Here is a 24907-nt window from a genome sequence, read left to right on the forward strand (position 1 = left end):
TCAGGTGCGACTCAGGTCACATCGTCAGCGGATCCAGGCGAACTGGTCCACGTTCGCCAGCGCCGGGCCGAGGAACCGGGAGCCGATCGCCGCGAACTCCGCCGGGTTTCCCGTGGTGACGAAGCGGTGCGCCGGGGTGGGCAGGTGGTCCGGCCGCAGCAGGTCGGCCTTGGTGAGCACGGAGTACACGTCCTTGGCGCACTCCTCCGCGCTGCTGACCAGCGTGACGTTGTCGCCCATCACGTACGAGATGACGCCGGTGAGCAACGGGTAGTGCGTGCAGCCGAGGATCAACGTGTCGACGCCGGCCTCGACCAGCGGGTCGAGATACTCGTGCGCGGCCTCGAGCAGCTCCGGCCCGGACGTCACCCCCGACTCGACGAAGTCCACGAACTTCGGGCACGCGCGGGTGAACAACTCCACCTGCGGCGCGGCCGCGAAACCGTCTTCGTAGGCAAGCGATTGCGCGGTCGCCTTCGTGCAGATCACGCCGACGCGCTGGTTGCGGGTCGCGGCGACGGCGCGCCGCGCGGCCGGCAGGATCACCTCGACGACCGGTACGTCGTACCGCTCGCGGGCGTCGCGCAGCATCGCGGCGCTCGCCGAGTTGCAGGCGATCACGAGCATCTTCACGCCGGCGTCGACGAGGTGGTCGAGGCACTCCAGCGCGTACTCGCGGACCTCGGCGATCGGCTTCGGACCGTACGGCTGCCGGGCGGTGTCACCGAGGTAGAGGATCGGCTCGTGCGGCAACTGGTCGAGCACCGCGCGGGCGACGGTGAGTCCCCCGAAGCCTGAGTCGAAGATCCCCACCGGTGCGTCTGCCACGGGAAAAGCTTATACAGGTCCGCCGCCGGGCAGACCCGAAGGCAGGCTTACCTAACCGGCGTCGGCGACACGCCGGGGTTGTCCACATCTTTACGTTATGGAATTGCCTTTTCGCGTGATGCACGCCACTCTGGAGCGATGTTTGTTCGACCGCCCCTCGTGATGCCATGAACCTCGCGCATCACCTCGCGGTGGTGATCGGTACCACCGCAGCACCAACTCCGCAGCCCGACAACGTGACCGCCGCAGGACAGGCGGCCAGCCAGGCCACGGAGACGAACAACGGCACAGTCGCGGACATCGCGTCGGCCCTCGGGCCGACCGGCATGCTGCTGTTGCTGCTGATGGCGACGATCGCTGGATACGTCGTCTCGCTGTCGCTGCACCCGAACGCCAAGTGCAACAGGTGCAAAGGTGCCGGCCGGCACCACGGCAGCCTCTTCAGCTACGCCCAACGCCCCTGCAACAGCTGCAAGGGCCGCGGCGTCCACCCCCGACTCGGCCGCAGAGTCCTGTTCAAAGAACCGTAGGCGGACATGACGTAACCACCCCTGCAACCGGTGCCTCAAGCAACAACCGGCACCACGTCCGGCCCGGCCCTCCGCCCGCCGGTCCGGCATCCACTCACCCGCAACCTCGGACAACCCGCGGGGAGCGTGGACACCTGGCCAGATGTCCACGGCCTCCACCACCTGTCCGCGGTTTCCCCCTGCGAGGCTCAGCGGCCGGTTCGGCCGTCCAGTTGCTCGCGGATGATGTCGGCATGCCCCGCGTGCCGGGCAGTCTCCTCGATCAGGTGCACCAACGTCCACCGGCGCGACGGCGCATTTCCCGCGCCGGACGTGCTCGGCCTGCCCTGCGGGCCCCGCTTGCCTGGTTTGGGGCCGGGGGTGTCCAGGTCGGTCCACGTCGTGATCGTCGCGTTCGCCTCCGCGCTGGTCTCGCGGTAGGCCGCGAGTACCGCGGCCGCGGGCTCGTGCGCGCCGGCGCGGAACGTTGCGGGCCAGCTGCGCACCGGTTCTCCGAGCAGCCAGTGCCGCTCGACCGCGGTCAGGTGCTTGATCAGCCCGAGCAGATTGGTCCCGGACGGCACACCAGCTGCCCGGACCTCGTCCTCGGGCAACCCCTCCGCCTTGGCCGCGATCGACGTACGAAGGTAGTCGAGGAACCCGACGAGCACCTCACGCTCCCCCGGCCCGGTCGCCGGCGGTCCGGCATCACGTCTGCGTCTCGCCATCGCCCCAGCCTGCCGAAACCTCGCCGAAACAGCACGCGAAGTTGCCAGACCGGCAACAGGTCCCGGTTACTGCCGGACTGGGCTAAGCCCAGAGCTGGCCTTCGAGGCGGTCTTCGGCCTCGTCGATGGTGCCCTCGTAGGCTCCGGTGGACAGGTACTTCCAGCCGCCGTCGGCTACCACGAACGCGATGTCGGCCGACTCGCCGTCGCGGACGCACTTGGCGGCCTGGCCGAGGGCGGCGTGCAGGATCGCGCCGGTCGAGACGCCGGCGAAGATCCCCTCGTTGTCGAGGAGTTCCCGGACGCGGCGGACAGCGTCGCGAGGACCAACGGAGAACCGGGCGTCGATCAGCGTCTCGTCGTACAGCTCCGGCACGAAGCCCTCGTCGAGGTTGCGCAGGCCGTAGACGAGTTCGCCGTACCGCGGCTCGGCGGCGACGATCCGGACCTCCGGCTTGTGCTCGCGGAAGAACCGGCCGGCGCCCATCAGCGTCCCGGTCGTCCCGAGGCCGGCGACGAAGTGCGTCACCGACGGCAGGTCCTCGAGGATCTCCCGCGCGGTGCCGTCGTAGTGCGCCTGGGCGTTCGACGGGTTGCCGTACTGGTACAGCATCACCCAGTCCGGGTGCTCCTCGGCGACCTGCTTCGCGACCCGGACGGCCTCGTTGGAGCCGCCCGCGGCCGGGGAGGAGATGATCTCGACACCCCACATCCGGAGGATCTGCCGGCGCTCCTCGGAGGTGTTCTCCGGCATCACGCAGACCATCCGGTAGCCGCGCAGCTTGGCCGCCATCGCGAGCGAGATGCCGGTGTTGCCCGACGTCGGCTCCAGGATCGTGTTGCCCGGCCGCAGCCGGCCGTCCTTCTCGGCGTCCAGCAGCATCCGCAGCGCCGCCCGGTCCTTGATCGAACCGGTCGGGTTGTGGTCCTCCAGTTTCGCCCAGAGCCGGACGTCGGCCGACGGCGAGAGCTTGGGCAGACCGACCAGCGGCGTACCGCCGACCGAGTCCAGGAGGTTGTCGAAGCGCATCAGGCTCAGCCGCCGGCGACGGCCGGCAGCACGACGACCACGTCGCCGTCCTTGACCTCGGTCTTCAGGCCGCCGGTGAACCGGACGTCCTCGTCGTTCACGTACACGTTCACGAACCGGCGCAGTTCCTCCGGCTCGCCCTCCACGATGCGCTCCTTGAGGCCCGGGTGCGCGCCGTTCAGGTTGTCGATCAGCTCGGCCAGGTTCGCGCCGTCGCCCTCGACGACCTTCGCGTTCCCGGTGTAGGTGCGCAGGATCGTCGGCACGCGCAGTTCGATCGCCATCTCTAGTTCTCTCCTTCAGGGATTTCTGTATAGGAACCAACCACGCGTACTTCTTCTTCCGTGACCTCGCCGTCGACGATCCGGTACGACCGGAACTCCACCGGCCCGTCGTACTCCGGGGAGTCGGCGCCGTCCCGCGTCGACACCAGCACGTAGTGGGCGCCGGGCTCCTGGGCGAGGTTGATGTCGGTCCGCGACGGGTACGCCTCGGTGGCGGTGTGCGAGTGGTAGATCACCACCGGCTCCTCGTCGCGCTCGTCGAGCTCCTTGTAGAGCCGGAGCAGGTCGCCGGAGTCGAACTCGTAGAACGTCGGCGACATCGCGGCGTTCAGCATCGGGATGAACCGGGTGGCCCGGTCGGACCCCTCGGCACCCGCGACCACCCCGCACGCCTCGTCCGGGTGATCCTTGCGCGCGTGCGCCACGATCGCGTCGTACGTCGCCTTCTCGATGACCAGCACGCCTCCACGGTACGGCGACCCGCGCGCCCGCCCCGCCAACCACGGAGTCGGTCCACGATGCGGACAGGCAGTTACCAGCGGTCGTGGAGCTGCGGGCGGATCAGGGTGTCGTAGGTCTCGCGGACGGCGGCCTGCTGGTCGTCGGTGAGGGGCGGGAGGGTGGCGGCGGCGAGGTTGCCGGCGACCTGGGCGGGGTTGCGAGCGCCGGGGATGACGACCGAGACGCCGGGCTGGTCGAGGATCCAGCGGAGCGCGAACTGGGCCATCGTCGCGCCCGCGGGCAGCCACGGCATCAGCCGGCGTACCGCCTCGAGGCCGGTGCCGAAGTCGACGCCGGAGAACGTCTCCCCGACGTCGAACGCCTCACCGTGCCGGTTGTAGGTGCGGTGGTCGTCGGGCCCGAACGTCGTGTGCTCGTCGTACTTGCCGGACAGCAGCCCGCTGGCGAGCGGGACCCGGGCGATGATGCCGACGCCGGCTTCGCGCGCGGCGGGGAGGACCTCGTCGAGCGGCTTCAGGCGGAACGCGTTCAGGATGATCTGCACCGACGCGACGTTCGGCCGCGCGATCGCGGTCAGCGCCTCGGCGCACGTCTCGACGCTCACGCCGTACGACGCGATGCGGCCCTCGTCGACGAGAGTGTCGAGCGCGTCGAAGACCGCGTCGTCGGAGTACACCGGCGTCGGCGGGCAGTGCAGCTGGACCAGGTCGATCGTGTCGACGCCGAGGTTGGCACGGGAGCGGTCGTTCCACAGGCGGAAGTTGTCCAGCGTGTAGTTCTCGGGCACCTGCTCGACCCGACGACCCATCTTGGTGGCCACGGTCAGCCCGTCGGACGACTTCAGCACCTGCCCGACGAGCCGCTCGCTGCGCCCGTCGCCGTACACGTCCGCGGTGTCGATGAACGTCACGCCGCCGTCGACCGCGGCGTGCAGGACCGCGAGCGCGTCGCTCTCGTCCACCGCTCCCCAGTCGGCGCCGAGCTGCCACGCACCGAGCCCGACCACACCAACGTCTCGCCCGGTCCGCCCGAGCCTGCGCGTCTCCATGCCGCCTACCGTAGGCGGCCCGCGTCAGCCGGTCGGCACCGGTGGCAGCGGGAAGCGCAGCTCCGCCGCGACCAGGTCCTCCCGCAGGCGCGTGTCCTGCGACACGTGGTCGATGGCACCGCCCTCCTCGATGACCACCTGCACGAGTTCGTCCAGTACGTCAGGTGTCTTCCGGACCGCCTCGCCGCACATCGGGCACTTGTCTCCCGACGTACCCAACCAGCCCGACGCGTCACACACCACGCCCGGCAGCACCGCGTCGCTCTTCACCAGCAGCCGATCGACGGCGGCGACGCTGCCCGCCCACAGGCAGTCGTCCGGCCCGACGACGGCTCGCCCACCGGCAGCCGCGGTCTCGAGCGCATGGCCGACGGCCTCGCGTTCGGACTTGCGCTCGTACTCGCTGAGCACCTCGCCGGCGCGCTTCTTGATCTCCTCCCGGTTGTCGGTCGACTGGTCGACGACGAACGTCCCTGCGACCAGGTTCCGCAGCCGCTGCGGCAGGAACTCCACGAAGCCCGGCACCTCCTGCTCCAGCCCGCCGACCACCAGGACGTCGTACGGCGTCACGCGAAACAGCTCGTCGAGCAACTGCAAGGTCCGCCGGTAGTGCTCCTTCTCCAGCTCCCGCGCCCGGTTGTGCGTGGTGAACTCCCGCCGCCAGCGGGCGTAGTCGGGGTCCCGGAGCTTCCGGCCGCGCAGCGTGCGCACCTCGCTCAGCTCGCCCTGGTACAGCTCCCACACGTGGGTGACCGCGGCGTCCACCAGGACGACGCAACACCGCGGATACTGGTCCAGTACGGCGAGCACGGGCCGTACGAAGGCCGTCTCGTCCACGACCGCCCGGTCGCGCACCGGCCGGGGCAGCCGGATCTCCTCGAACACACCGCGTCCGCTGCACGCGAAGACCGCCACCGAGCGGGTGCCGGGCCACCGGCCCTCGCTCCGGAACGCCTCCTCGATCCGCTGCAGGTCCTCCCGCAGCGACATCCGTGCCGCGTGGTCGACGGACTGGCCGTCCGCTGCCTCGCGGACGTCGGCCAGCAGGCTGCGGACCCGGCCCATCAAGCCGCCGCGCTCGGCGGGGTCCAGCGGGATCTGGGCGTACAGCGAGACCACGGGCAGGCCGTCACCGTGCAGCCCGATGACGCGGCCAATGTCCTGTGCTGTGACTGACATGCGACCTCCTACCGCATCGGGGTCTGCCAGTCGGTACCCAGCGGGAGCGCAAACATGCCCCAGCCACGGCCCGTCAGCGCATGTTGTGGAGCAATGCCGACTGCAGGTAGCCCAGCCAGTCGTACAGGTCGTAGGTGAGCCGCCGCGGGTCGTCGTCGTCCAGCTTCTCCCAGGACGCATAGTCGTCCTCGTCCTTGATGCCGAGCCGGGTGCCGATGGCCAGCCGGAGGTCGTTGAGCGCGCGCAGCCAGGACAGCTGTTCGTCGGGCTCCAGCGCGATCTCGTCGGCGCCGGACTCCTCCAGCGCGGACAGCACCCGCTTGGCGTCGGTGACCTTGCCCTCGCGCAGCCCGCGCTCGGTGAACCGGCGGAACTCGGCCGACGCCATGTCGTCGGACTTGTACGCGTCCGGCAGCAGCCGCTGCAGTACGACGTCCTCGGGCGGCGAGGTCGGCCCGTCGTTCTCGCTGAGCAGGGCCTCGAGCGGGTCGGCGGACGCGGTGGTGCGCGGCGGGAGCCCGTCGTACAGCAGCTCGACCAGGTTGCGGAGCAGGTTCGCGAGGATGTCGGCCTCGTGCTCGGCGAAACTGACGACGACGGTCTTGCGGCGCTTGCGGAACCGCGTCACGACTTCTCGCAGGTGGCCCACAGGCCGTAGGAGTGCATCGCTTCCACGTCGCGTTCCATCGCTTCCCGGTTGCCGTTCGAGACCGCCGACTTGCCTTCGGAGTGCACCTGCATCATCAGCTTCTCCGCCTTCTGCTTGGAGTAGCCGAAGTACGTCTGGAAGACGAACGTGACGTAGTCCATCAGGTTGACCGGATCGTTCCAGACGATGGTCACCCAGGGAGGGCTCAGCTCGATCGCCTCGTCGACCTCGGCGCTCTCGAGCTCGCTTGGTGCGGTGGTCACCTGTCCATTCTCTCCATCATCGGTTCCGCTCTCGCAATAGGCTGCCCTTGTGACCATGTCCTCTGCGTCTTCCGCGCTCCTGACGGACCACTACGAGCTGACCATGCTGCAGGCCGCCCTGGCCGACGGCACCGCGCAGCGGCGCTCGGTGTTCGAGCTGTTCGCCCGCCGGCTGCCCGACGGCCGCCGGTACGGCGTGCTCGCCGGCGTCAACCGGCTGCTGGACGCGCTCGAACAGTTCCGGTTCGACGAGTCGGCGATCGCTTTCCTGGCCGATCGCGGCGTTGTCGACCAGGCTACCCGGGACTGGCTGGCGGACTACCGGTTCAGCGGCGACATCTCCGGTTACGCCGACGGCGAGATCTTCTTCCCGGGCTCCCCGGTGCTGGTGGTCGAGGCGTCGTTCGCCGAGGCGGTGCTGCTGGAAACCGTATTCCTGTCCATCCTCAACCACGACTCGGCGGTCGCCTCGGCGGCGTCCCGGATGACCTGGTGGGCCGGTGGCCGGCCCTGTATCGAGATGGGCTCGCGGCGGACCCACGAGGAGGCCGCGGTCGCCTCGGCGCTGGCGGCGTACATCGCCGGGTTCAGCGCCACCTCGAACCTGGAGGCCGCCCGCCGCTACGGCATCCCGAGCACCGGTACGGCGGCGCACTCGTTCACGCTGCTGCACGACCAGGAGCGGGACGCGTTCCGGTCCCAGGTCGACGCGCTCGGCAAGGGTACGACGCTGCTGGTCGACACGTACGACGTCGCGGAGGCGGTCCGGACCGCGATCGAGCTGACCGGCCCGGAGCTCGGCGCGGTCCGGCTGGACTCCGGCGACCTGCCGTCGCTGGCCGGGCAGGTGCGTGAACAGCTCGACTCGCTGGGCGCGACGAAGACCCGGATCATCGTCACCAGCGACCTCGACGAGTACCAGATCGCCGCCCTCGCGCCAGCACCGGTCGACGGGTACGGCGTCGGTACGTCGCTGGTCACCGGGTCCGGGTACCCGACCTGCGGGTTCGTGTACAAGCTGGTCGCCCGCGAGGACGCGAGCGGCGAGCTGGTGCCGGTGGCGAAGAAGAGCCCGGACAAGATCTCGATCGGCGGGCGCAAGTGGGCGATGCGGCGGCGGTCCGCGGCCGGGGTCGCCGAGGTCGAGCTGATCGGCGTCGGCGAGCAGCCGGTGGACGACGGCGACGACCGCGTGCTGCTGAAACCGCTCGTCGAGGCGGGCAAGATCGTCGGCCGGACGACGCCGCAGGAGTCGCAGGCGCACCACGAGAAGGTTCGCGACGAGCTCCCGCGCTTCGCCAGCCAGCTGAGCCGCGGCGAGCCGGTCATCCCCACCGAGTACATCGGCGACTACGACGCCCGCAACCCGTTCCTGTCCCGGAGTCACGTGTGACGAGCGGCGCCGGCAGCCCCGGTGGCGCACCCCGGGCCCAAGCGGCGCAGCCGGCGTGGTCGCCGGACGCGCCCGCCGACGAGGCGGACGTGCTGGTCGCCCTGCGGTTCGCGGAGCGCGCCGCGCGGAAGGCGCTCGCGGAGGAGCTGGCCGGGACCGGCTTGCACACCGGGCAGGAGCTGGTGCTGGCCAAGCTGCTGCACCACGGGTCGTTGCCGGTGGCGCGGCTGGCCAAGGTGCTCGATGTCGAGGTGCCGACGGCAACCAAGACCACCCAGCGGATGGAGGCCGCCGGCCTGGTCCGCCGGGTGAAGAGCACGACCGACGCCCGCCAGGTGGGCATCGAGCTGACCGACCGCGGCGTCGAACTGGCCCACACCGTCCAGGAGATCTACGACCGAGCCGGTCGCCGGGCCCTCGCGAAGCTCACCGCCGAGGACCGCCGCCGGCTCCGCAACCTGCTCTGGACCATCACCGGCACCGTCGAGGACCTCACCCAGCTCTAGCTCAGCGGCAGGTAGGTGTCGAGGTACGGGTTGCGGAACTTGCCGGTCGGGTCGTGCCTCGTGGCCAGCCCGATGAAGTCCTTCACGCGGGGGTAGCGCTCGGCGAGGGTGGTGGCGTCGGCGGCGAAGACCTTGCCCCAGTGTGGACGCGCGTCGAGCGGTGCGAGTGCTTCCTCCAGCGCCGCGACGACCGGCCGGACCAGCGCCTCGTCCTGGATCCAGGTGAAGTGCAGCGCGACCGTGTCCCGGCCCTGGCTCGGGCTCAGCCACAGCTCGTCGGCGGCGATCGTCCGGACCTCCGACACCTGGATCACCGGCGCGAACCGGTTGCCCAGGGCCCGCAGTACGTCGAACGCCTCGGCGGCCCGCTCGCGCGCCACGAAGTACTCCGACTGCAACTCGTCGCCGTTGCTCGGCGTGAACTCGAGCCGGAAGTGCGGCAGCCGCTCGTTCCACGGGCCCGGTACGCCGCCCTGCTGGGTCGCGTAGTCGGCCGGCATCACCTTGATCGGGTGCCGCGGCCCGTCGGCGAGCTTCGCGCCCAGCCACTCCGGCTCGGGCGCCGCGAGCTCGCGCCGCTTGCGCCAGACCATCACCTCCGGGTCTACCCAGTCGGTGAACGCGCTCACGCTGTACGCGCTGCCCATCACCTCCGCGAAGTCGGTCCCGAGCCGCTCCACCGGCAGCCCGTCGTACACCACCTGACTGATCTCGTACGTCGGTTGCACGTCGAGCGTCAGGCTGACGGTCACGCCGAGCGCGCCAAGCGAGATGATCGAACCGGCGAAGTCCGGGTCCTCGCGGGTGAGCGTGACGAGCTCGCCCTCGGCGTTCACGAACGTGATCGCGTTGACCGCGTCCGCGAGCGGGCCGTTGCCGTCGCCGGAGCCGTGCGTGCCGGTCGAGCAGGCGCCGGCGACCGAGATGTGCGGCAGCGAGCCGAGGTTGTGCAGGGCGAGCCCACGGGCCTGCAGCGCGGCGGTGATCTCGCCGTACCGCAGTCCGGCGCTGACGGTGGCGCCGCGGTCGTCGAGCTCGACGACCTTCGGGAGGTCCTGGACGCTGACGAGTGCGCCGGAGCTGTCCGCGATCCGGTTGAACGAGTGCCCGGTCCCCAGGACCCGGACCTTCTCGGCCGCCGCGACCAGCTCCTGCAGTTCCTCGACCGACCGCGGCCGCCGCAGCTCGCTCGCAAAGCTGACGTTGCCCGCCCAGTTCGTCACCGTGCCCACGCCCGACCGCCTCTCCTAGCCCGACCCACCCGACCCGTCCGCCCGAGCCTCGCACACCAGGGTCCGTCCCGCCTCGACTCGTCCACACCGCGAACCGTCCAGCCTCCCGCAGCTCGGCGACGGAGCGTGCTTTGATGACGCCCGATGGGCATCTGCTTCGGGATCGCCGGTTTCTGGTTCCTCGTCTTCGGCGTCAGCTTCCTGCGCGACCGGCGGCTGTTCAAGAACGCGATCTTCCTGGTCCTGACGCTGATGTTCGCCGGTCTCGGGCTGATCTTCGCGATCGAGGCCGTCAACCGGACGGCGGCCCGGCTGCTCGTGGTCGCGATCCTGGTCGCGATCCCGCTGGCGATCGCGGTCCTCGCGGTCTTCCTGGTCGTCAACGGCGTCACGATGCTGCGCCGCGAGCGTCGCCGGCTGTCCAACCTGCTGTCGCTGCTCGTCGGGCTCGGCATCATCGGCTTCGTCGTCTTCAGCGTGCTGGTCCAGCGGATCGGCTGGGAGCCGCTGGCCGCCCTGCGCTCGGTGCTGCTCGGGGTGCTGACGTACGTCTCGTTCCTGTTCCTCTGCTTCCTGGTCTACGCCTTCGTCTACAGCCGGGTGCGCTCGTCGCGGAAGGTTGACTTCGTCGTCGTGCTCGGCTCGGGACTGATCGGCTCCCGGGTCCCGCCGCTGCTCGCCAGCCGCCTCGACCGCGCCCAGCAGGTCTACGAGCGGATCCTCCGCAAGGGCCGAAACCCGCTGATCATCACCTCCGGCGGCCAGGGCCCCCACGAGGACCTCCCCGAGTCGCACGCGATGGCGGCGTACCTGGTCGAGCGCGGTGTCCCCGACGAGCAGATCCTCCGCGAGGACAAGTCCACGACCACCTGGGAGAACCTGACCTTCAGCCACCAGCTGATGGTGGCGCGGCGCCCGGACTACCGCTGCCTGGTCGTCACGAACAACTTCCACGCGTTCCGCGCGGCCCTCACCGCGCGCAAGGCGAAGGTCAACGGCCAGGTCGTCGGCTCCCCCACCGCGGCGTACTACTGGCCGACGGCAACGATCCGTGAGTTCGTCGCGATCCTCGCCGCCCACCCCTACCTCAACGGCGGCGTCTGCCTGCTGATCACGGTCGCCGCGATCACGCGGTATCTCTAGCGGCGCCGGGGCTGGACCAGACCTGACTCGTACGCCGCGATGACCAGCTGCGCGCGGTCCCGCGCGTGCAGCTTGGCGAGCAGGTGGCCGATGTGCGTCTTCAGCGTGCCGCGCCCGACGCGCAGGTGCGCGCAGATCTCCTCGTTCGACAGCCCGCGGGCGATCAGCGACAGCACTTCGCGTTCGCGGTCGGTCACGCCGTCCAGCCCGCTCGACGGCGCCTGCCCGGGCTCGGCCAGCCGCGCGAACTCCGCGATCAGCCGGCGCGTGATCGACGGTGCGAGCAGCGCCTCACCGGCCGCGACGACCGTGATCGCCCGCAGCAGCTCGACCGGCGGCACGTCCTTCAGCAGGAAGCCGCTCGCGCCGGCGCGCAGTCCGGCGTACACGGCGTCGTCGAGGTCGAACATGGTCAGGATCAGCACCCGGGTCCCGGCGGTCTCGGCCGCGGAGCAGATCCGCCGGGTCGCCTCGATCCCGTCCAGGCGTGGCATCCGGACGTCCATCAGGACGACATCGGGCTGCTCCCGCCGCGCGAGCTCGACCGCCTCGATCCCGTCCGCCGCCTCGCCGACCGTCGTCAGGCCGGGCGTGGTGTCGATCAGCACCCGGAAGCTGCCGCGCAGCAGCGCCTGGTCGTCGGCGACCAGCACCTTGATGTCACTCATGCGGCAGCCGTACGACGACCTCGAAACCGCCGTCCGCGCGCGGCCCGGCCCGGTACGTTCCGCCGTACACGCCGACCCGCTCGCGGATGCCGATCAAACCATGGCCCTCCACCACCTCACCGCCGGACCCGTCGTCGGTCACCTCGATCCGTACGGCGTCCGCGGCGTCGCTGATCGCGACGCGGCAGCGGCTCGCGCGGGCGTGCTTGGTGACGTTGGTCAGGCACTCCTGGACGATGCGGTGCACCGTGAGTCCGACGGCCTCCGGGAGTGGTTCAGGTACGTCGACCGCGAGTTCGACCGCGACACCGGTCGACTCGACCCGGGCGATCAGGTCCGGCAGCGCCGCGAGTCCGGCCGGCGGTGCGTGATCCGTGGGCTCGTCGGGCGTCCGCAGCAGGCCGAGCATGTGCCGCAGCTCGACCAGTGCGTCGCGGCTCGTCGACTCGATCACCGACAACGCGTCGGACACCTCCTCGGGACGGACCCGCAGGACGTGGTTCGCGACCCCGGCCTTGACCGCGATCAACCCCATGCTGTGGGCAACGATGTCGTGCAGTTCGCGGGCGATCCGGAGGCGCTCCGCCGCGACCGCCTGCTCGGCCAGCTGCTGCGCGGCCCGCGCTGCGGCGGCCCGGCGGTCGCGGACCACCTGTCCCAGCACCCAGGCGCCGTACAGCGCCGCGATTCCGGTGAGGACGAGCGCGGCGCTCGGCTGACCGGCCGGCGCTCCGGCCACCATGGCGAGGAACAGGACGACGAAGCCGACCGTGCCCGCGACGCCGATCAGGCGGCGGCTGGACAACGGGCGGCTCGGCGGCCGGGTGAGCGCGACGGCGTAGAGCACGTACGCCGCGGCGAGCAGCGGGTCCCGGAGCGCGTCGAGGACGAACGCGACCACCGACACCACGGCGGCGACCGCGAAGGCCGGGAGCGGCCAGATCCGCCGGACCGCGATCGGCGGCGCGAGCGCGACCGCGACCAGCCCGATCCCGGTGGACGACGTGAGCACCACGAGAACGGCGTACCCGACGGCGACGACGCAGTCCGCGACGACCAACTGCCGTCGACTCAAGCCGTACTCCGTCACGCGTCGAACCTAGCCGACCCGCCGGGCAGCCGCCTCGGACCGCGGTCCGTCGGCCCAGGGTCCGACGCCCGTCAGCGGACCCGGACGGTGGCCGTCGCACTCCTCCGGACGTTGCGGCCGTCGCTGACGTCGACGCGGTACGCCAGCGTCTGTCCACTGGTCAGGCGGGAGTCGGTGACCGAGGTGACGGTCGGCTTGGTCCAGGAGTTCGACGTCCGCGACCAGCTGCCGATCCGGGTGTTGCCGCGGTACACCAGGTACGTGAGCGTGAGATTGTCCCGGTCGACGACCGTCGGGAACGCGATCGTCACCTTGTTCGGCCGCGCGCTCGCGACCTTGGGCGCCGCGGGCCGGGCGGGCGCGGCACCGCCTGGCGTATTGGTGAAGCGCGTGAGGCCTTCCTGCGGTACGCCGTTCACGGTGGTGAAGTCGCCGCCCGCCCAGAGGTCGTTGCCGCCGGACGCGAACGACAGCGGCCCGACCTGCGTCTTGCCGCCGGCGTTGGTGTTCGGGAACCACGGGCCGAGCTTGCCGGTGATCGTGCTGTGGACGAGCAGGTGGTGCATGCCGGTCTTCTCCGGGAAGCCCCCGTCGGCGCTGCAGTCGTGCGCGTGCGAGCCCTTGTACAACCAGTTGCCGATGGCCTTGATCGCCTCGGTCGCGCCCAGGCAGTGGCTCTGCCAGATCAGCTCGCCGGTCCGCGTGTCCGCGGCCAGCACACCGTCGTAGCAGCCGACGCCGGCGCCGGCGTTGGCCGCGAACACCTTGTTCCCTTGGACTTCGAGGTCCTTGACGCGGCTGTCACAGCCCGGCGTGAGCGGCGGGATCGCATCCGCGGCCGGCATCGGGTAGGCCTCACCCGTCGCCGGGCTCAACATCGCGAGCGCGTGCGAGCCTCCGCCGCCGATGGAGGTGAACCCGCCACCCACGAAGACCCGGCTCCCGTCGGCGGACAGCTCGATCGCGTGCACGTCGTCGTCCGCGTCCGGGTCCCACGGCAACAGCGCGCCGGTGCCGAGGCTGACCGCGGCGATGCGGTTGCGGACCGCCCGGTCCACCGCGCCGAACGAGCCGCCGAGGTACACCGTGCTCCCGGTGACCCGCAACGCCGCGACCCGGTAGTTGACCGCCGGGTCCCAACCCGCCACCAGCTTGCCGGTGGCAACATCGAACATCGCGATCCGCGACCGCGGCGCCCCGTCGACCGAGGTGAAGTCGCCGCCGATCACGACCCGGCGGCCGTCCGGCGAGACGGCGACGCTCCACACCGGCCCGTTGACCTGGGGCGCGAACCGCGTCGGTACGCCGGTGGTCCGGTCGAACACCGCGAAGTACTTCCGCGCGGCGTCCCCGGTACCGCGCGGCTTCCCCGGCGGGCGGACCCGGGTGAAGAGCCCGCCCGCGAAGACCAGGTTCCCGGCGACGGCGACCGCGTTCACACTCGCGTTCGTCTGCCACGAGTTCTGCTGCACCGACGACACCGACGCCCCGAATCCCCGCGGCGCACTCTGCACCCGCGTGGCCGCCTGGGTCGCTGCCTGGGTCGCCGGTCCCGACGGCACCAGCGCCGCCGCAAGCACCGCCGCGGCGGTACCGGCAGCCAGGAAAGCCTTCTTCATGCGCGCACCTTAACAATGCGCGCTCACTCGATCACTCTCGGCATCAGCTTCCGGCCGGGGCGGCAGCCGGCCAGCGTGTGGGTACCGCCGCCGGTCACGTGCGGGACCAGGCCGTAGTAGATCCGCGGTGCGCCGTCGAGGGTCAGCGTCGCCTTGCCGTTGACGACCGGCACCGGACGAACCTGCCCGATCGCGTCCACCGCCCGGACGGCGGAGTTCGCGGTGACTGTCAGCGGTGTCTTGGTCGGCCACGGGTCGACCCAGACCTCCGGGGCCGGGAAGTGCCAGTCGGTGCGCTGCCCGTCGGTGTTCAGGATGTAGCCGTCGGCCCGGTTCCACAGCACCGCGGCCGGGCCCTCCGGGGTGTCGAACCACAACCCGAAGGTCAACGGGTCGGCGAAGGACAGCCAGCCCCGGAACACCGCCCGGTCGAGCGCCCGGGCCGCGGTCGCGTACGCCAGCAGCGACGGCTTCGGGCTCAGGTCGCGGTTCATCAGGCCGAAGTGGTACTCGACGTTGTCCGGATCCGCGAGCTGCGGCATCCCGAGGACGCTGTCGTGGAACTGGTACCAGCACACGCAGGTGATGCCCTCGGCCTTGGCCAACGCCAGCGTGAGCAGAATGTTCTCGGCCGCGTGCCGGTAGGTGTCGTGCCACCAGCTGTTCGGCTTGGTGGCCGCGTAGGCCTCGGTCAGCCAGATCTCCTTCTTGCCGTGCTCGGCCATCAGCGTCTTCAGTTGCCTGAGGCCACCGTAGAAGTTCCAGTAGGTGCCCACGGAGCCGCTGCCCCAGTCGCCCGGCGGGATGTAGTCCGGTGTGAAGTTGCCCCGGCCCGGGTGGTACGCGAACGCGTCGATCAGGTCCCAGCCGCCGGCGGCGATGAACTTCTCCACCCACGGCTTGTCCATCCCGGCCAGCCCGTTGTTCATCAGCTTCACGGTGTCGCCGGTGACGGCCCGGCGGTCGAACACCGGCCGCATCACCTTGTCGAAGTACGCCTGCGCGGCGTCGCCGGTGTTGAACGGCCGGTTCAGCTCGTTGCCCACCTCGAAGTACCCGGCGCCGGCGCCGACCGCCACCGCCAGCTTGTCCGCGGCCCAGGCGGCCGCCTCGGTGTCGGTCACGGTCAACGACGGCTGCAGCTCGATGTTGTGCCGCATCCCGCGCGCGTCGAACGCGGACGGCGGCAACCCGGGCCCACCGTCGTACGCGATCCGGACCAGGCTGATGCCCGCGCGCTGCCACAGATCCAGTACGGCGTCCGCACTCGGCCGCTGGAGCCATGGGTAGTTGGCGATGCCGAACATGCTCGCCGTACCGGCCTGATAGTCGAACGGCGGCAGGACCGCCAGGTTGGTCCGCGCGAAGGCCTCGTCGGTGCCCGAGCGGACCACGACTTCGGCCAAGGCGATCCCGCTCGCGGGAGCAGTCAGGTGGAACGTGTGCTGCCAGGTTCCGGCCGCGGCGACAGTGCCGGTCACGGTCGTGGCGGCCAGCTGCACTCCGTCGAAGCTGCGCATCCACAGCTCGAGCTCGACGGCCTTGGCCGCGCCGCCGTTGGCCACCAAGGCCGTGAGCTCCATCGCCGCACCGGCGGACGCGTACAGGTTGAAGTCGCTGTTGGTGGTGAGCTCGATCCCGAGCTCACGGCCGCGGCCGATGGTCGCGGTTGCCGACGGGCGGGTCTCGGAGAAGAAGAAGTCGGCCCGGCTGGTCCAGCCGCCGGCCGGATCGACCACGCCGGGCGAGTGCACCCAGGTCGCGTTCGTCCACGCCTGCCGGGACCGGTCCAGCAGGAACAGGCCGTGCAGACTGGCATTCCAGGTCGAGGTGTGCGCGACGCCCACGGTGTCCTCGTACGGAATCCCGCCGCGGGCGTCGCGGATCCACTCGGTGACGGCGATGTAGTCGTCGGGCGCAGCCGGCGCCTGGATCGCGCGGCTGAACAGGAAGCCGTCCGGGAGCAGCGTGCTCGCCCCGGTGATCCGCCACTCCAGGCGGGCGTGCGAGGTGCTGACGCTGAACCAGCCCGTGACAGACGTCGGTCCGGCGGCCGCGTCGAAGGTGTAGTCCATCCGGATCGCGGGCGTCCCGTCGGGCAGCGCGCTCAGCGTCGGCGTGCCGCCGATCGAGGTGTGAACGCCGGTCACGCTGTCCTTCACCTGGAATCGCGAGCCCGCCGACCGCGTGACGCCGGCGCCGTCGCGAATGGCGAGCCGCCCGCCGGGGCTGCCCAGCAGGCTGATGCCGCCGGCGGTCAGGGTCACGTCACCGGCCGCGGCGTGCGCGGTGACCGGGGTCGCCTCGGCGACCAGGACGACACCGGCCGCGAGGGCCGCGCCGAGGAAGCCGCGGCGGTTCAGGGTGGGCCGGGGGTGCGCGTCAGGCGTCATCTTCTGCTCTCCTGATAATCCGTATCTGCAGATTAGTGAGCGGAACGCTGTCAGACCGGCGACCGGTCGTCAAGAGGTCATTGCCTTCTGGCCTTTTGCTGGGCTATGGTCGCTGCACGCTGTTGAAGATAGGTATTATCAAGACGGAGGAACGATGGCACCGAAACCTCGCCGGGTCACCCAGCGCGAGATCGCCGAGCTCGCGGGCGTCAGCCAAACGACGGTGTCCGTGGTGCTGAACGACCGCGACGGCGCAGGAGTGCGGATCCCCGAGGCGACCCGCGCGCGGGTCAAGCAGGCCATCGAGCAACTGACGTACGTCGCGGACCCGGCGGCCCGCCGGCTGGCCGGCCTGGACAACCAGATCATCGGTGTCTTCACCTACGAGCCCGCGCTGTCCCCCGAGAGCATGGACTTCTACGGCCCGTTGCTGAACGGCATCGAGCGAGCCGCCGAGCGGATCGGCTGGGACCTGCTGTTCTTCACCTCGTCACCGGTCGAGGACGGCACCCGCAGCCTGTTCCACCGCAAGACCCGGCTGCGGCTGACCGACGGCTGCGTGCTGCTCGGCCAGCAGATGGTCGCGTCCGAGCTGGAGCGCCTGGTCGCCGAGCAGTTCCCGTTCGTCGCGATCGGCCGCCGGGACGAGACCGCCGCCGCGGTGCCGTACGTCGCCATCGACTACGTCACGCCGACCACCGCGCTGATCGACCAGGCCGCGGCCGCCGGACATCAGCAGGCGCTCTACGTGCACCGCGGCCGGGACACGCCCGCGGCGCGGGACCGGCGCGGTGCCGTCGAGGCCGCCTCGGCGGAGGGCCGGCTCGCCTTCCTGCTGGTCGGTGAGGAGCGGATCGCGGACCTGCCCCGGCTGGCGCGCGCGACCGGCGCCACCGTGATCATCGCCGAGGACGCCTTCCTGATCGAGGACGTCGTCCACGCGCTGACGGCCGCGGGAGTCGGCGTACCGGAGGAGATCTCGGTGGCGGCGCTGGGCGAGGTGCGCGGTCATCGGATCGAGGGCCGGCCGCTCGCGGGCTTCCATGTCCCGAGGGAACAACTGGCCGCCGAGGCGCTCGACTTGCTGCAGTTGCTGATCTCGACCGAGCCCGACGACTGGTCCGCGCTGGAGATCCGGCGGCACCTGGTCGCGGACGTCGAGCCCGGCGACACCATCGTCGTACGGAGCGAGTCATGACCGAGCGCATCGTCACCGAGGTCGCGATCATCGGGGGTGGTCTCGGATCCGTCGCCGCGGCGCTGGCGCTGCTGCAGCGCGGCCGGCGGGTCGTGATGACCGAGGAGTACGCCTGGCTGGGTGGGCAGCTCACCTCGCAGGCGGTGCCGCCCGACGAGCACATCTGGGTCGAGCAGTTCGGCGTCACCGCCCGGTACCGCGCACTCCGCGACGGCATCCGCCGCTACTACCGGGACCACTATCCACTGACCGACGCGGCGCGCGCCGACCGTGAGCTGAATCCGGGGCGTGGCCGCGTCAGCCGACTGTGCCACGAGCCCCGCGTGGCGGACGCGGTCATCAGCGCCATGCTCGCGCCGTACCGGTCGACGGGACGCCTGACGGTGTTGCAGCCCCGCGTGCCGGTCGCGGCCGAAGTGGCCGACGGCGTCGTCCGCACGGTGACGGTCGCGGATCCGCGGACCGGGGCCGAGACGGTGATCTCCGCCGAGTTCGTGCTGGACGGCACCGAGACGGGCGACCTGCTGCCACTGACCGGTACGGAGTACGTCGTCGGCGCCGAGGCGCGGTCCGACACCGGCGAGCCGAGTGCCGCCGAGGTGGCGGATCCGGCCAACGTGCAGTCGATCGCCTGGTGCTTCGTCTTCGACCACGTCGCGGGCGACCACACGATCGAGCGGCCGGCCGACTACGACTTCTGGCGGTCGTTCGAGCTGCCGTACTGGGGCGGGCCGATGCTGTCGTTCGTCGCCCCGAACCCGCGGACGCTGGTCCCGGAGGAGCGAACCATGAGGGTCAATCCGGTCGCGGACCGGACCGGGGACCCGCGCTTCGACGCCGGCGACCGCGACCTGTGGCAGTTCCGGCGGATCGCCGCCCGGCAGAACTTCACCGCGGGCTTCTACGACAGCGACATCGTGCTCGCCAACTGGCCGCAGCTGGACTACGTCGGCGGGTCGATCATCGACACCGACGACCGCGACGCCCACCTGCGCGCCGCGAAGGCACAGTCCCGCGCGTACGTGTACTGGCTGCAGACCGAGGCGCCGCGCCCCGACGGCGGTCGCGGCTGGCCGGGCCTGCGGCTGCGCGGCGACCTCGTCGGTACGGCGGACGGCTTCGCGCAGGCGCCGTACATCCGGGAGTCGCGGCGGATCAAGGCCCTCACCACGGTCCGCGAGCAGGACATCTCGATCAAGGTCCGCGGGTACGACGGCCCGGCCCGCTTCGACGCCTCGGTCGGGGTCGGGATGTACCGGATCGACCTGCACCCGTCGACCGGCGGCGACAACTACATCGACGTCGAGTGCGCACCGTTCGAGATCCCGCTCGGCGCGCTCGTCCCGGTGGCCACCCAGAACCTGGTGCCGGCCGCCAAGAACATTGGTACCACCCACATCACCAACGGCGCCTACCGGCTGCATCCGGTCGAGTGGAACATCGGCGAATCGGCCGGCGAGCTCGTCGCGTACTGCCTCGAGACCGGCCTGAGCCCGCAGCACGTCGCGACCGACGACACCCTCGTCGGCCGGCTCCAAGGACGGCTGACCGCGGCCGGCGTCGAGCTGCACTGGCCCGAGATCGCCGGCTACTAGTCATCCCCTGCACGAAGGACCCACATCATGATCACTGCAAGGAAACTGCTCGGCGCGCTCGCGCTGGCGACGGCGGCGACGCTGACCGCCGCGTGCGGCGCATCCGGTACCGGCACTCAAGGAGCGCAGGCCACCGACGTCAAGCTGCGGATGACGGTCTGGACGTCGAACGCGGACCAGCTGAAGCTGCTCGACACGATCGGCGCCGCCTACCGGGCCGACCACCCCGAGGTCACCTCGATCACCTTCGAGAGCCTGCCGTTCGCGGACTACAACACCACGCTGACCACGCAGATCGCCGGCGGTAACGCCCCCGACCTGGCCTGGATGGGCGACCTGTCGAAGGACCTGATCGCCTCCGACGCGCTGGTCGGCCTGACCGACAAGCTCAAGTCGACCGAGGGCTGGCAGTACGACGACCTCGTGGAGAGCGCCACCAAGGAGTACAGCCGCGACGGTACGCTGTACGCCTACCCGTTCTCGAACTCGCCGTTCGCGCTGTACGTGAACACCGACGTGCTGGCGAAGGCCGGCCAGAAGATCGACCCGAAGACGCTCACCTGGGACCAGGTCGCGGCCGCGGGTGCCGCCGTACACGCGAAGACCGGCAAGGCCGGCTTCGTGATCCGGGACTTCGACTACAAGTCGTGGAACACGCTGGCCACGGTGTGGACGGGCTTCGGCGGGGCGGCGTGGAGCCCGGACGGCAAGACCTGCACGTTCAACAGCCCGGAGATGCAGCGCGCGTTCACGTTCCTGCACGACGCGGCGTTCAAGACCGGCGCGATGCCCGGGCCGGGTACGAAGGCCGACTTCTTCGCGGGTGACGCGGCGTTCACGATCGCGCAGGTGTCCCGCGCGTCGCTGCTCACCGGCTCGTTCAAGTTCGGTCTGCATCCGCTGCCGGCGGGTCCGGCCGGGCGGCACACCGTACTCGGCCAGGCCGGGGTCGGTGTCCTTGCCGCCAGCAAGCATCAGCAGCAGGCCACGGACTTCCTCGCCTACCTGACGAATCCGGAGAACGCCGCGAAGCTCGCGCAGTTCTTCCCGCCGCCGCGGAAGTCGCTGCTGACCGGCGAGAAGCTTGCCCAGAACAACAAGAAGCTCTCGGCCGCACAGCTGCAGGAGGTCGTGGTCGACCAGCTGCCGAACGCCGTCACGCTGCCCAACCACACCAGCCCGGCCGAGATCGCCCAGAAGGGCAAGACCGCACTGGACGCGCTGTGGAAGGCCGACGCCGACATCCCCGCCGTACTGAACTCGGTCTGCGCCGCGATCCAGCCGATCCTGGCCAAGTGATGCGCTACTGGACCACTCGCCGGCGCGATGTCCTGACCGGGTACCTGTTCATCGCGCCGCAGCTCGCCGGCGTCGTGCTGTTCGTGCTGATCCCGGTCGGGCTGGCGATCTGGTACAGCCTGAACAAGTGGAACGTCTTCACCGGCAAGCAGGTCTTCGTCGGCGCCGACCACTACGCCGCCCTCGCGTCCGATCCGCAGCTGCCGAACGTGCTGCTGGCAACGGTCGCGTTCTCCGGCGGCGTGGTGGTGCTGAACATCTCGCTCGGCCTGCTGATCGCCGTCCTGCTGAACCGGCGGTTCCGCGGCGCGACCTTCTTCCGCACCGTGTTCTTCTCGCCGGTCGTGGTGTCGGTGGTGGCGTGGACCCTGGTCTGGGGCTTCCTGCTGCAGGACAACGGCGGCATCAACGGCCTGCTGGGCGCGGTCGGTGTCGACGGGCCGAACTGGCTGCAGCACGGAGACACCGCGATGGTGTCGGTCGTCGTCAGCCAGGTCGTCCGCAGTGTCGGGGTGAACATGGTGCTGTTCCTGGCGGCACTGCAGGGCGTGCCGTCGGAGCTGTACGAGGCGGCGCGCATGGACGGCGCGAGCAGCCGGGCGATGTTCGCCCGGATCACGCTGCCGCTGATCTCGCCGACGGTGCTGCTGACCGCGATCATCACCGTCGTCGGGGCGCTGCAGTCGTTCGCGCAGATCGCCGTACTGACCGGCGGCGGGCCCGAACTGAGCACCACGGTGCTCGTGTACTACGTCTACCAGCAGGCCTTCGAGTTCAACGACATCGGCTACGGGTCGACGCTCGCGCTGATGCTGTTGAGCTTCGTGATGGTGCTGACGCTGCTGCAATGGCAGCTGCGCCGGAAATGGGTGTTCCATGAACAATAGGGGGAACAATAGACCGTCGTGGATCCGGCGCGCGCTCCTGGTGACAGCGCTCGCCGTCCTCGCGCTCCCGTTCGCGGTGCCGACGATCTGGATGGTCGCGGCGTCGGTCAAGCCGTTGCCGGAGATCTTCAAGGCGCCGCCGACGTTGTGGACCGAGCACCCGACGCTGGCGGCGTACGGCGAGGCGTTCACGTTCCAGCCGTTCGCGCGGCAGTACGTGAACAGCGTCTACATCGCCGTACTGGTCACGCTGATCACGTTGCTGGTGTCGAGCATGGCCGGATACGCGTTCGCCCGGATCCGGTTTCCTGGCGCGAACGCGCTGTTCCTGGTGGTGCTCGCCGGGTTGCTGGTGCCGAGCGAGGTGACGATCGTCCCGCTGTTCCAGGTGTTCAAGCAGGCCGGGATGATCAACACCCACTGGCCGCTGATCCTCGTCACCGCACTGGCCGCGCCGTGTGTGCTGGCGACGTTCATCATGCGCCAGTTCTTCATCGCGCTGCCGGCCGAACTCGAGGAGGCAGGGCGGCTGGACGGCCTCGGCCGCCCGGGGATCTGGTGGCGGATCTGCCTGCCGCTCGCCCGGCCGGCGCTGTCCGCGGTCGCGATCCTGACCTTCCTCTCCTCCTGGAACCTGTACCTCGAACCCACTGTCTACCTGACCTCACCGGAGCTGTTCACGTTGCCGCAGGCACTCACCCGGTTCACCGACGCGTACGGCGCCGACATGTGGAACACCCAGCTCGCCGCGGCCACGATGACCGTGCTGCCGGTCCTGATCGTCTTCGTGCTCGCCCAGCGCCAGTTCGTCGAGGGCCTGGCGCACTCGGGGCTGAAATGACCGAGCCGATCGTCTTCGAGCACGGCCGGGTGCAGATCCGCGTCGACCGCGGGGTCCTCGAACTGTTCGAGCGCAGCAACGTCGTCAGGTCCTACCGGACCCCGCTGGAATGGGTCCGGGTACAGGTCCAGGCGCGCAAGCGCGGCGTCTACCTGCTGCATTTCTCGTACGTCGAGGACCTCGACGAGCCGATCTACGCACGGTTGACGGGCAGCGTCTGCTCGCTGTCCACGGTCGAGATCCCGATGGCCGACGAACCCGTCTACCGCGCGTTCTTCACCGAACTCGCCGCCTTGGCGGACCGCCCGGTCGGCTGATGCAGCCTCAGTGGGCTGCTACCACTCCGTCGAGGTGGGTCTGGATCACCTCGAGCTGGAGGACGACGGCCCGGGCGCCCGGGTCGACGACCCCCAGAACGCGGTCGCCGAGATAGCTCGACCGCCCGCGCGCGGCCACGATGTCCGCACTCGCGTCGGTACCCACGCGCGCCGCCGCGACCGCGTCGGCCAGCGAGCCGGTCCGTAACGCCGTCGCGGCCGGCACCAACGCGTCGAGCATCGTCCGGTCGCCCACCTTGGCCCCGCCGAGTTCGGCGATCGCGTCGACACCGGCCTGGAAGGCGACCGGCCACGGTTCCCCGGCGTTCAAGGCGGCCGCCGTACGGAGGATCAGCGCGGCGTACAACGGCCCCGAAGTACCGCCGACGACGCGCCGCACGGTGCCCGCGATGCCGCGCAGGACGGAGACGTCGTCGGTTCCGTCGTACTGCGTCCTGTCGTTCAGGACAGCGCGCGCACCGCGTGCCAGGCTGATGCCCAGGTCGCCGTCGCCGACGAGCTGGTCGAGGTCGGTCAGCTCCTGCTCGGCCTCGACGAGTCGCGCGCAGACCGCCTCGACGGTCTGCCAGAGGACCGAGTTCTCGTCGACCGGAACGGTGCTCGTGGCAACGACCTCCCGCTGGCGCCGCGGGGCCGGGACCTCGTGCACGACACGACCGATGTGCGCGGCCGGCCACGCGATCGTCTGGGTAGGCGCGTCGAGGCGGGTCAGGAGGTCGTCGTCGACGCGCGCCAGCGACAAGGAGCAGCCGGCCATGTCCAGGGCGGTGAGGAAGCTGCCGACCCAGGCGCGTTCGAGCGTGATCCGGTGCTCGGCCAGGTAGCTGACCGCCCGGCGGGCGATGATGCCGAGCTCCATCGCCGGCGTCCCGCCCAGGTTGTTCACCAGCAGAACGACGCGCTCTCCGGCGCCGATGCCGAGATCCGCGACCAACCGGGCGAGCAACGTGTCGATGACCTCGTCGGCCGGGCGGATCGTGCCGCGCTCGACGCCCGGCTCGCCGTGGATGCCGAGGCCCCACTCGATCTCGTCCGCGGCGAGTTCCAGCCCGGGCCGGCCCGCCGCGGGGACGGTACAGGCGGTCAGCGCCACCCCCATGGTCGCGATGGACTCCGCCGCCCGGAGCGCCTCCTGCTTGACCGCGGCGAGCGGCAGCCCGGCCTCGGCAGCGGCTCCGGCAACCTTGTGGACGAGCACGGTCCCGGCCAGGCCCCGGCGCCCGGCGTTGTCCCCGTCCGCGGCGAGGGCGGCGTCGTCGGCCACCACGACCAGCTCGACCTCGAGGCCTTCGGTGCGCGCGATCTCCGCCGCGAGCCCGAAGTTGAGGCGGTCGCCGGTGTAGTTCTTGACGATCAGCAGCACGCCGCCGGAACCACCCACCGCCCGGATCGCGGTCAGTACGGCGTCCACCGACGGTGACGTGAAGACATCGCCCGCGACGGCGGCGGTCAGCATCCCCGTGCCGACGTACCCCGCATGCGCCGGCTCGTGTCCCGCGCCGCCGCCGGACACCAGGGCCACCTGGCCGCGGCGGCGTACGTCGGCGTGATCGGCGCGGACGACGACCCCGTCGTCGAGCAGCGTGACGCCGGGGTTGGTCAGCACGAACCCCTGCAGCATCTCGGGGACGACCTCGGCCGGGTCGTTGATCAGCTTCTTCACGTCGCACCACTCCTCGCGCAGCCTGGAACCGAATAGCATTCGATAATGTCGAATGGATTTCG

The 24907-nt window shown here is 70.6% G+C and carries 25 protein-coding genes; 10 read left to right on the forward strand and 15 right to left on the reverse strand.

Features of this window, described 5'->3' with window-relative positions; translation table 11 throughout:
• Positions 1–24: 24 nt before the first annotated feature.
• On the reverse strand, positions 25–828 hold the full coding sequence (gene murI, locus ABN611_RS02660) for a glutamate racemase (RefSeq protein WP_350278136.1): 804 nt from the start codon (positions 826–828) through the stop codon (positions 25–27).
• A 167-nt stretch (positions 829–995) separates the two neighbouring features.
• On the opposite strand from murI, the gene ABN611_RS02665 reads away from it, so the two are divergent.
• Complete coding sequence (locus ABN611_RS02665; protein WP_350278137.1) at positions 996–1358, forward strand: hypothetical protein; 363 nt, start codon at positions 996–998, stop codon at positions 1356–1358.
• Between the two features lie 188 nt (positions 1359–1546).
• Here ABN611_RS02665 and ABN611_RS02670 read toward each other — a convergent pair whose 3' ends face one another.
• From ABN611_RS02670 to clpS, 8 genes are all read right to left on the reverse strand, one after another.
• A complete protein-coding gene (locus ABN611_RS02670) occupies positions 1547–2065 on the reverse strand; it encodes a DinB family protein (protein WP_350278138.1) in 519 nt (172 codons plus the stop codon).
• A gap of 82 nt (positions 2066–2147) precedes the next feature.
• Complete coding sequence (locus ABN611_RS02675) at positions 2148–3098, reverse strand: cysteine synthase family protein (protein ID WP_350281586.1); 951 nt, start codon at positions 3096–3098, stop codon at positions 2148–2150.
• 2 nt (positions 3099–3100) lie between these two features.
• Positions 3101–3379 (reverse strand): MoaD family protein, encoded by a 279-nt coding sequence (locus ABN611_RS02680; protein WP_350281587.1) that lies wholly within the window; start codon positions 3377–3379, stop codon positions 3101–3103.
• Between the two features lie 2 nt (positions 3380–3381).
• Positions 3382–3840 carry a M67 family metallopeptidase gene (locus ABN611_RS02685; protein WP_350278139.1) on the reverse strand — a complete coding sequence of 153 codons (459 nt, stop codon included), beginning with the start codon at positions 3838–3840 and terminating at the stop codon, positions 3382–3384.
• A gap of 71 nt (positions 3841–3911) precedes the next feature.
• A complete protein-coding gene (locus tag ABN611_RS02690; protein ID WP_350278140.1) occupies positions 3912–4889 on the reverse strand; it encodes an aldo/keto reductase in 978 nt (325 codons plus the stop codon).
• A 24-nt stretch (positions 4890–4913) separates the two neighbouring features.
• Complete coding sequence (locus tag ABN611_RS02695) at positions 4914–6068, reverse strand: hypothetical protein (protein ID WP_350278141.1); 1155 nt, start codon at positions 6066–6068, stop codon at positions 4914–4916.
• Between the two features lie 73 nt (positions 6069–6141).
• Complete coding sequence (locus tag ABN611_RS02700; protein ID WP_350278142.1) at positions 6142–6696, reverse strand: DUF2017 domain-containing protein; 555 nt, start codon at positions 6694–6696, stop codon at positions 6142–6144.
• Positions 6693–6980, reverse strand: coding sequence for an ATP-dependent Clp protease adapter ClpS (gene clpS, locus ABN611_RS02705; RefSeq protein WP_350278143.1), 288 nt, complete (start codon positions 6978–6980; stop codon positions 6693–6695). The genes ABN611_RS02700 and clpS overlap by 4 nt, the downstream gene beginning before the upstream one ends.
• Positions 6981–7035: 55 nt before the next feature.
• Between clpS and ABN611_RS02710 the strand changes: the two genes are divergently transcribed.
• Positions 7036–8373 (forward strand): nicotinate phosphoribosyltransferase, encoded by a 1338-nt coding sequence (locus ABN611_RS02710; RefSeq protein ID WP_350278144.1) that lies wholly within the window; start codon positions 7036–7038, stop codon positions 8371–8373.
• Positions 8370–8879, forward strand: coding sequence for a MarR family transcriptional regulator (locus tag ABN611_RS02715; protein WP_350278145.1), 510 nt, complete (start codon positions 8370–8372; stop codon positions 8877–8879). The genes ABN611_RS02710 and ABN611_RS02715 overlap by 4 nt, the downstream gene beginning before the upstream one ends.
• Here ABN611_RS02715 and ABN611_RS02720 read toward each other — a convergent pair.
• Positions 8876–10102 carry an FAD-binding protein gene (locus ABN611_RS02720; protein WP_350278146.1) on the reverse strand — a complete coding sequence of 409 codons (1227 nt, stop codon included), beginning with the start codon at positions 10100–10102 and terminating at the stop codon, positions 8876–8878. The two genes, ABN611_RS02715 and ABN611_RS02720, sit on opposite strands and share 4 nt — an antisense overlap.
• Positions 10103–10255: 153 nt before the next feature.
• Between ABN611_RS02720 and ABN611_RS02725 the strand changes: the two genes are divergently transcribed.
• Complete coding sequence (locus ABN611_RS02725; protein ID WP_350278147.1) at positions 10256–11254, forward strand: YdcF family protein; 999 nt, start codon at positions 10256–10258, stop codon at positions 11252–11254.
• Here the strand turns inward: ABN611_RS02725 and ABN611_RS02730 are convergent.
• The 4 genes from ABN611_RS02730 to ABN611_RS02745 form a co-directional block, all read right to left on the reverse strand.
• Complete coding sequence (locus tag ABN611_RS02730) at positions 11251–11922, reverse strand: response regulator transcription factor (RefSeq protein ID WP_350278148.1); 672 nt, start codon at positions 11920–11922, stop codon at positions 11251–11253. The two genes, ABN611_RS02725 and ABN611_RS02730, sit on opposite strands and share 4 nt — an antisense overlap.
• On the reverse strand, positions 11915–13012 hold the full coding sequence (locus ABN611_RS02735) for a histidine kinase (protein ID WP_350278149.1): 1098 nt from the start codon (positions 13010–13012) through the stop codon (positions 11915–11917). Before ABN611_RS02735 ends, ABN611_RS02730 begins: the two co-directional genes overlap by 8 nt.
• A gap of 71 nt (positions 13013–13083) precedes the next feature.
• A complete protein-coding gene (locus ABN611_RS02740; protein ID WP_350278150.1) occupies positions 13084–14631 on the reverse strand; it encodes a fibronectin type III domain-containing protein in 1548 nt (515 codons plus the stop codon).
• A gap of 23 nt (positions 14632–14654) precedes the next feature.
• Positions 14655–17024 carry a hypothetical protein gene (locus tag ABN611_RS02745; RefSeq protein WP_350278151.1) on the reverse strand — a complete coding sequence of 790 codons (2370 nt, stop codon included), beginning with the start codon at positions 17022–17024 and terminating at the stop codon, positions 14655–14657.
• Positions 17025–17178: 154 nt separating this feature from the next.
• Between ABN611_RS02745 and ABN611_RS02750 the strand changes: the two genes are divergently transcribed.
• The 6 genes from ABN611_RS02750 to ABN611_RS02775 are packed head-to-tail and all read left to right on the forward strand — an operon-like array spanning position 17179 to position 23161.
• Complete coding sequence (locus ABN611_RS02750) at positions 17179–18222, forward strand: LacI family DNA-binding transcriptional regulator (RefSeq protein ID WP_350278152.1); 1044 nt, start codon at positions 17179–17181, stop codon at positions 18220–18222.
• Positions 18219–19817, forward strand: coding sequence for an FAD-dependent oxidoreductase (locus tag ABN611_RS02755; protein ID WP_350278153.1), 1599 nt, complete (start codon positions 18219–18221; stop codon positions 19815–19817). Before ABN611_RS02750 ends, ABN611_RS02755 begins: the two co-directional genes overlap by 4 nt.
• A 27-nt stretch (positions 19818–19844) precedes the next feature.
• The gene (locus ABN611_RS02760) at positions 19845–21116 is read left to right on the forward strand and encodes a sugar ABC transporter substrate-binding protein (RefSeq protein WP_350278154.1); all 1272 of its coding nucleotides are present in this window, start codon (positions 19845–19847) and stop codon (positions 21114–21116) included.
• Complete coding sequence (locus ABN611_RS02765) at positions 21116–22003, forward strand: sugar ABC transporter permease (RefSeq protein ID WP_350281588.1); 888 nt, start codon at positions 21116–21118, stop codon at positions 22001–22003. Before ABN611_RS02760 ends, ABN611_RS02765 begins: the two co-directional genes overlap by 1 nt.
• Positions 22004–22043: 40 nt before the next feature.
• The gene (locus tag ABN611_RS02770) at positions 22044–22844 is read left to right on the forward strand and encodes a carbohydrate ABC transporter permease (RefSeq protein ID WP_350278155.1); all 801 of its coding nucleotides are present in this window, start codon (positions 22044–22046) and stop codon (positions 22842–22844) included.
• A complete protein-coding gene (locus tag ABN611_RS02775; RefSeq protein ID WP_350278156.1) occupies positions 22841–23161 on the forward strand; it encodes a hypothetical protein in 321 nt (106 codons plus the stop codon). Before ABN611_RS02770 ends, ABN611_RS02775 begins: the two co-directional genes overlap by 4 nt.
• Before the next feature lie 7 nt (positions 23162–23168).
• On the opposite strand, the gene ABN611_RS02780 is transcribed toward ABN611_RS02775, so the two are convergent.
• Positions 23169–24845 (reverse strand): dihydroxyacetone kinase family protein, encoded by a 1677-nt coding sequence (locus tag ABN611_RS02780; protein ID WP_350278157.1) that lies wholly within the window; start codon positions 24843–24845, stop codon positions 23169–23171.
• Positions 24846–24907: the final 62 nt, after the last annotated feature.

The organism is Kribbella sp. HUAS MG21, assembly GCF_040254265.1.
Taxonomy (GTDB): Bacteria; Actinomycetota; Actinomycetes; order Propionibacteriales; family Kribbellaceae; genus Kribbella.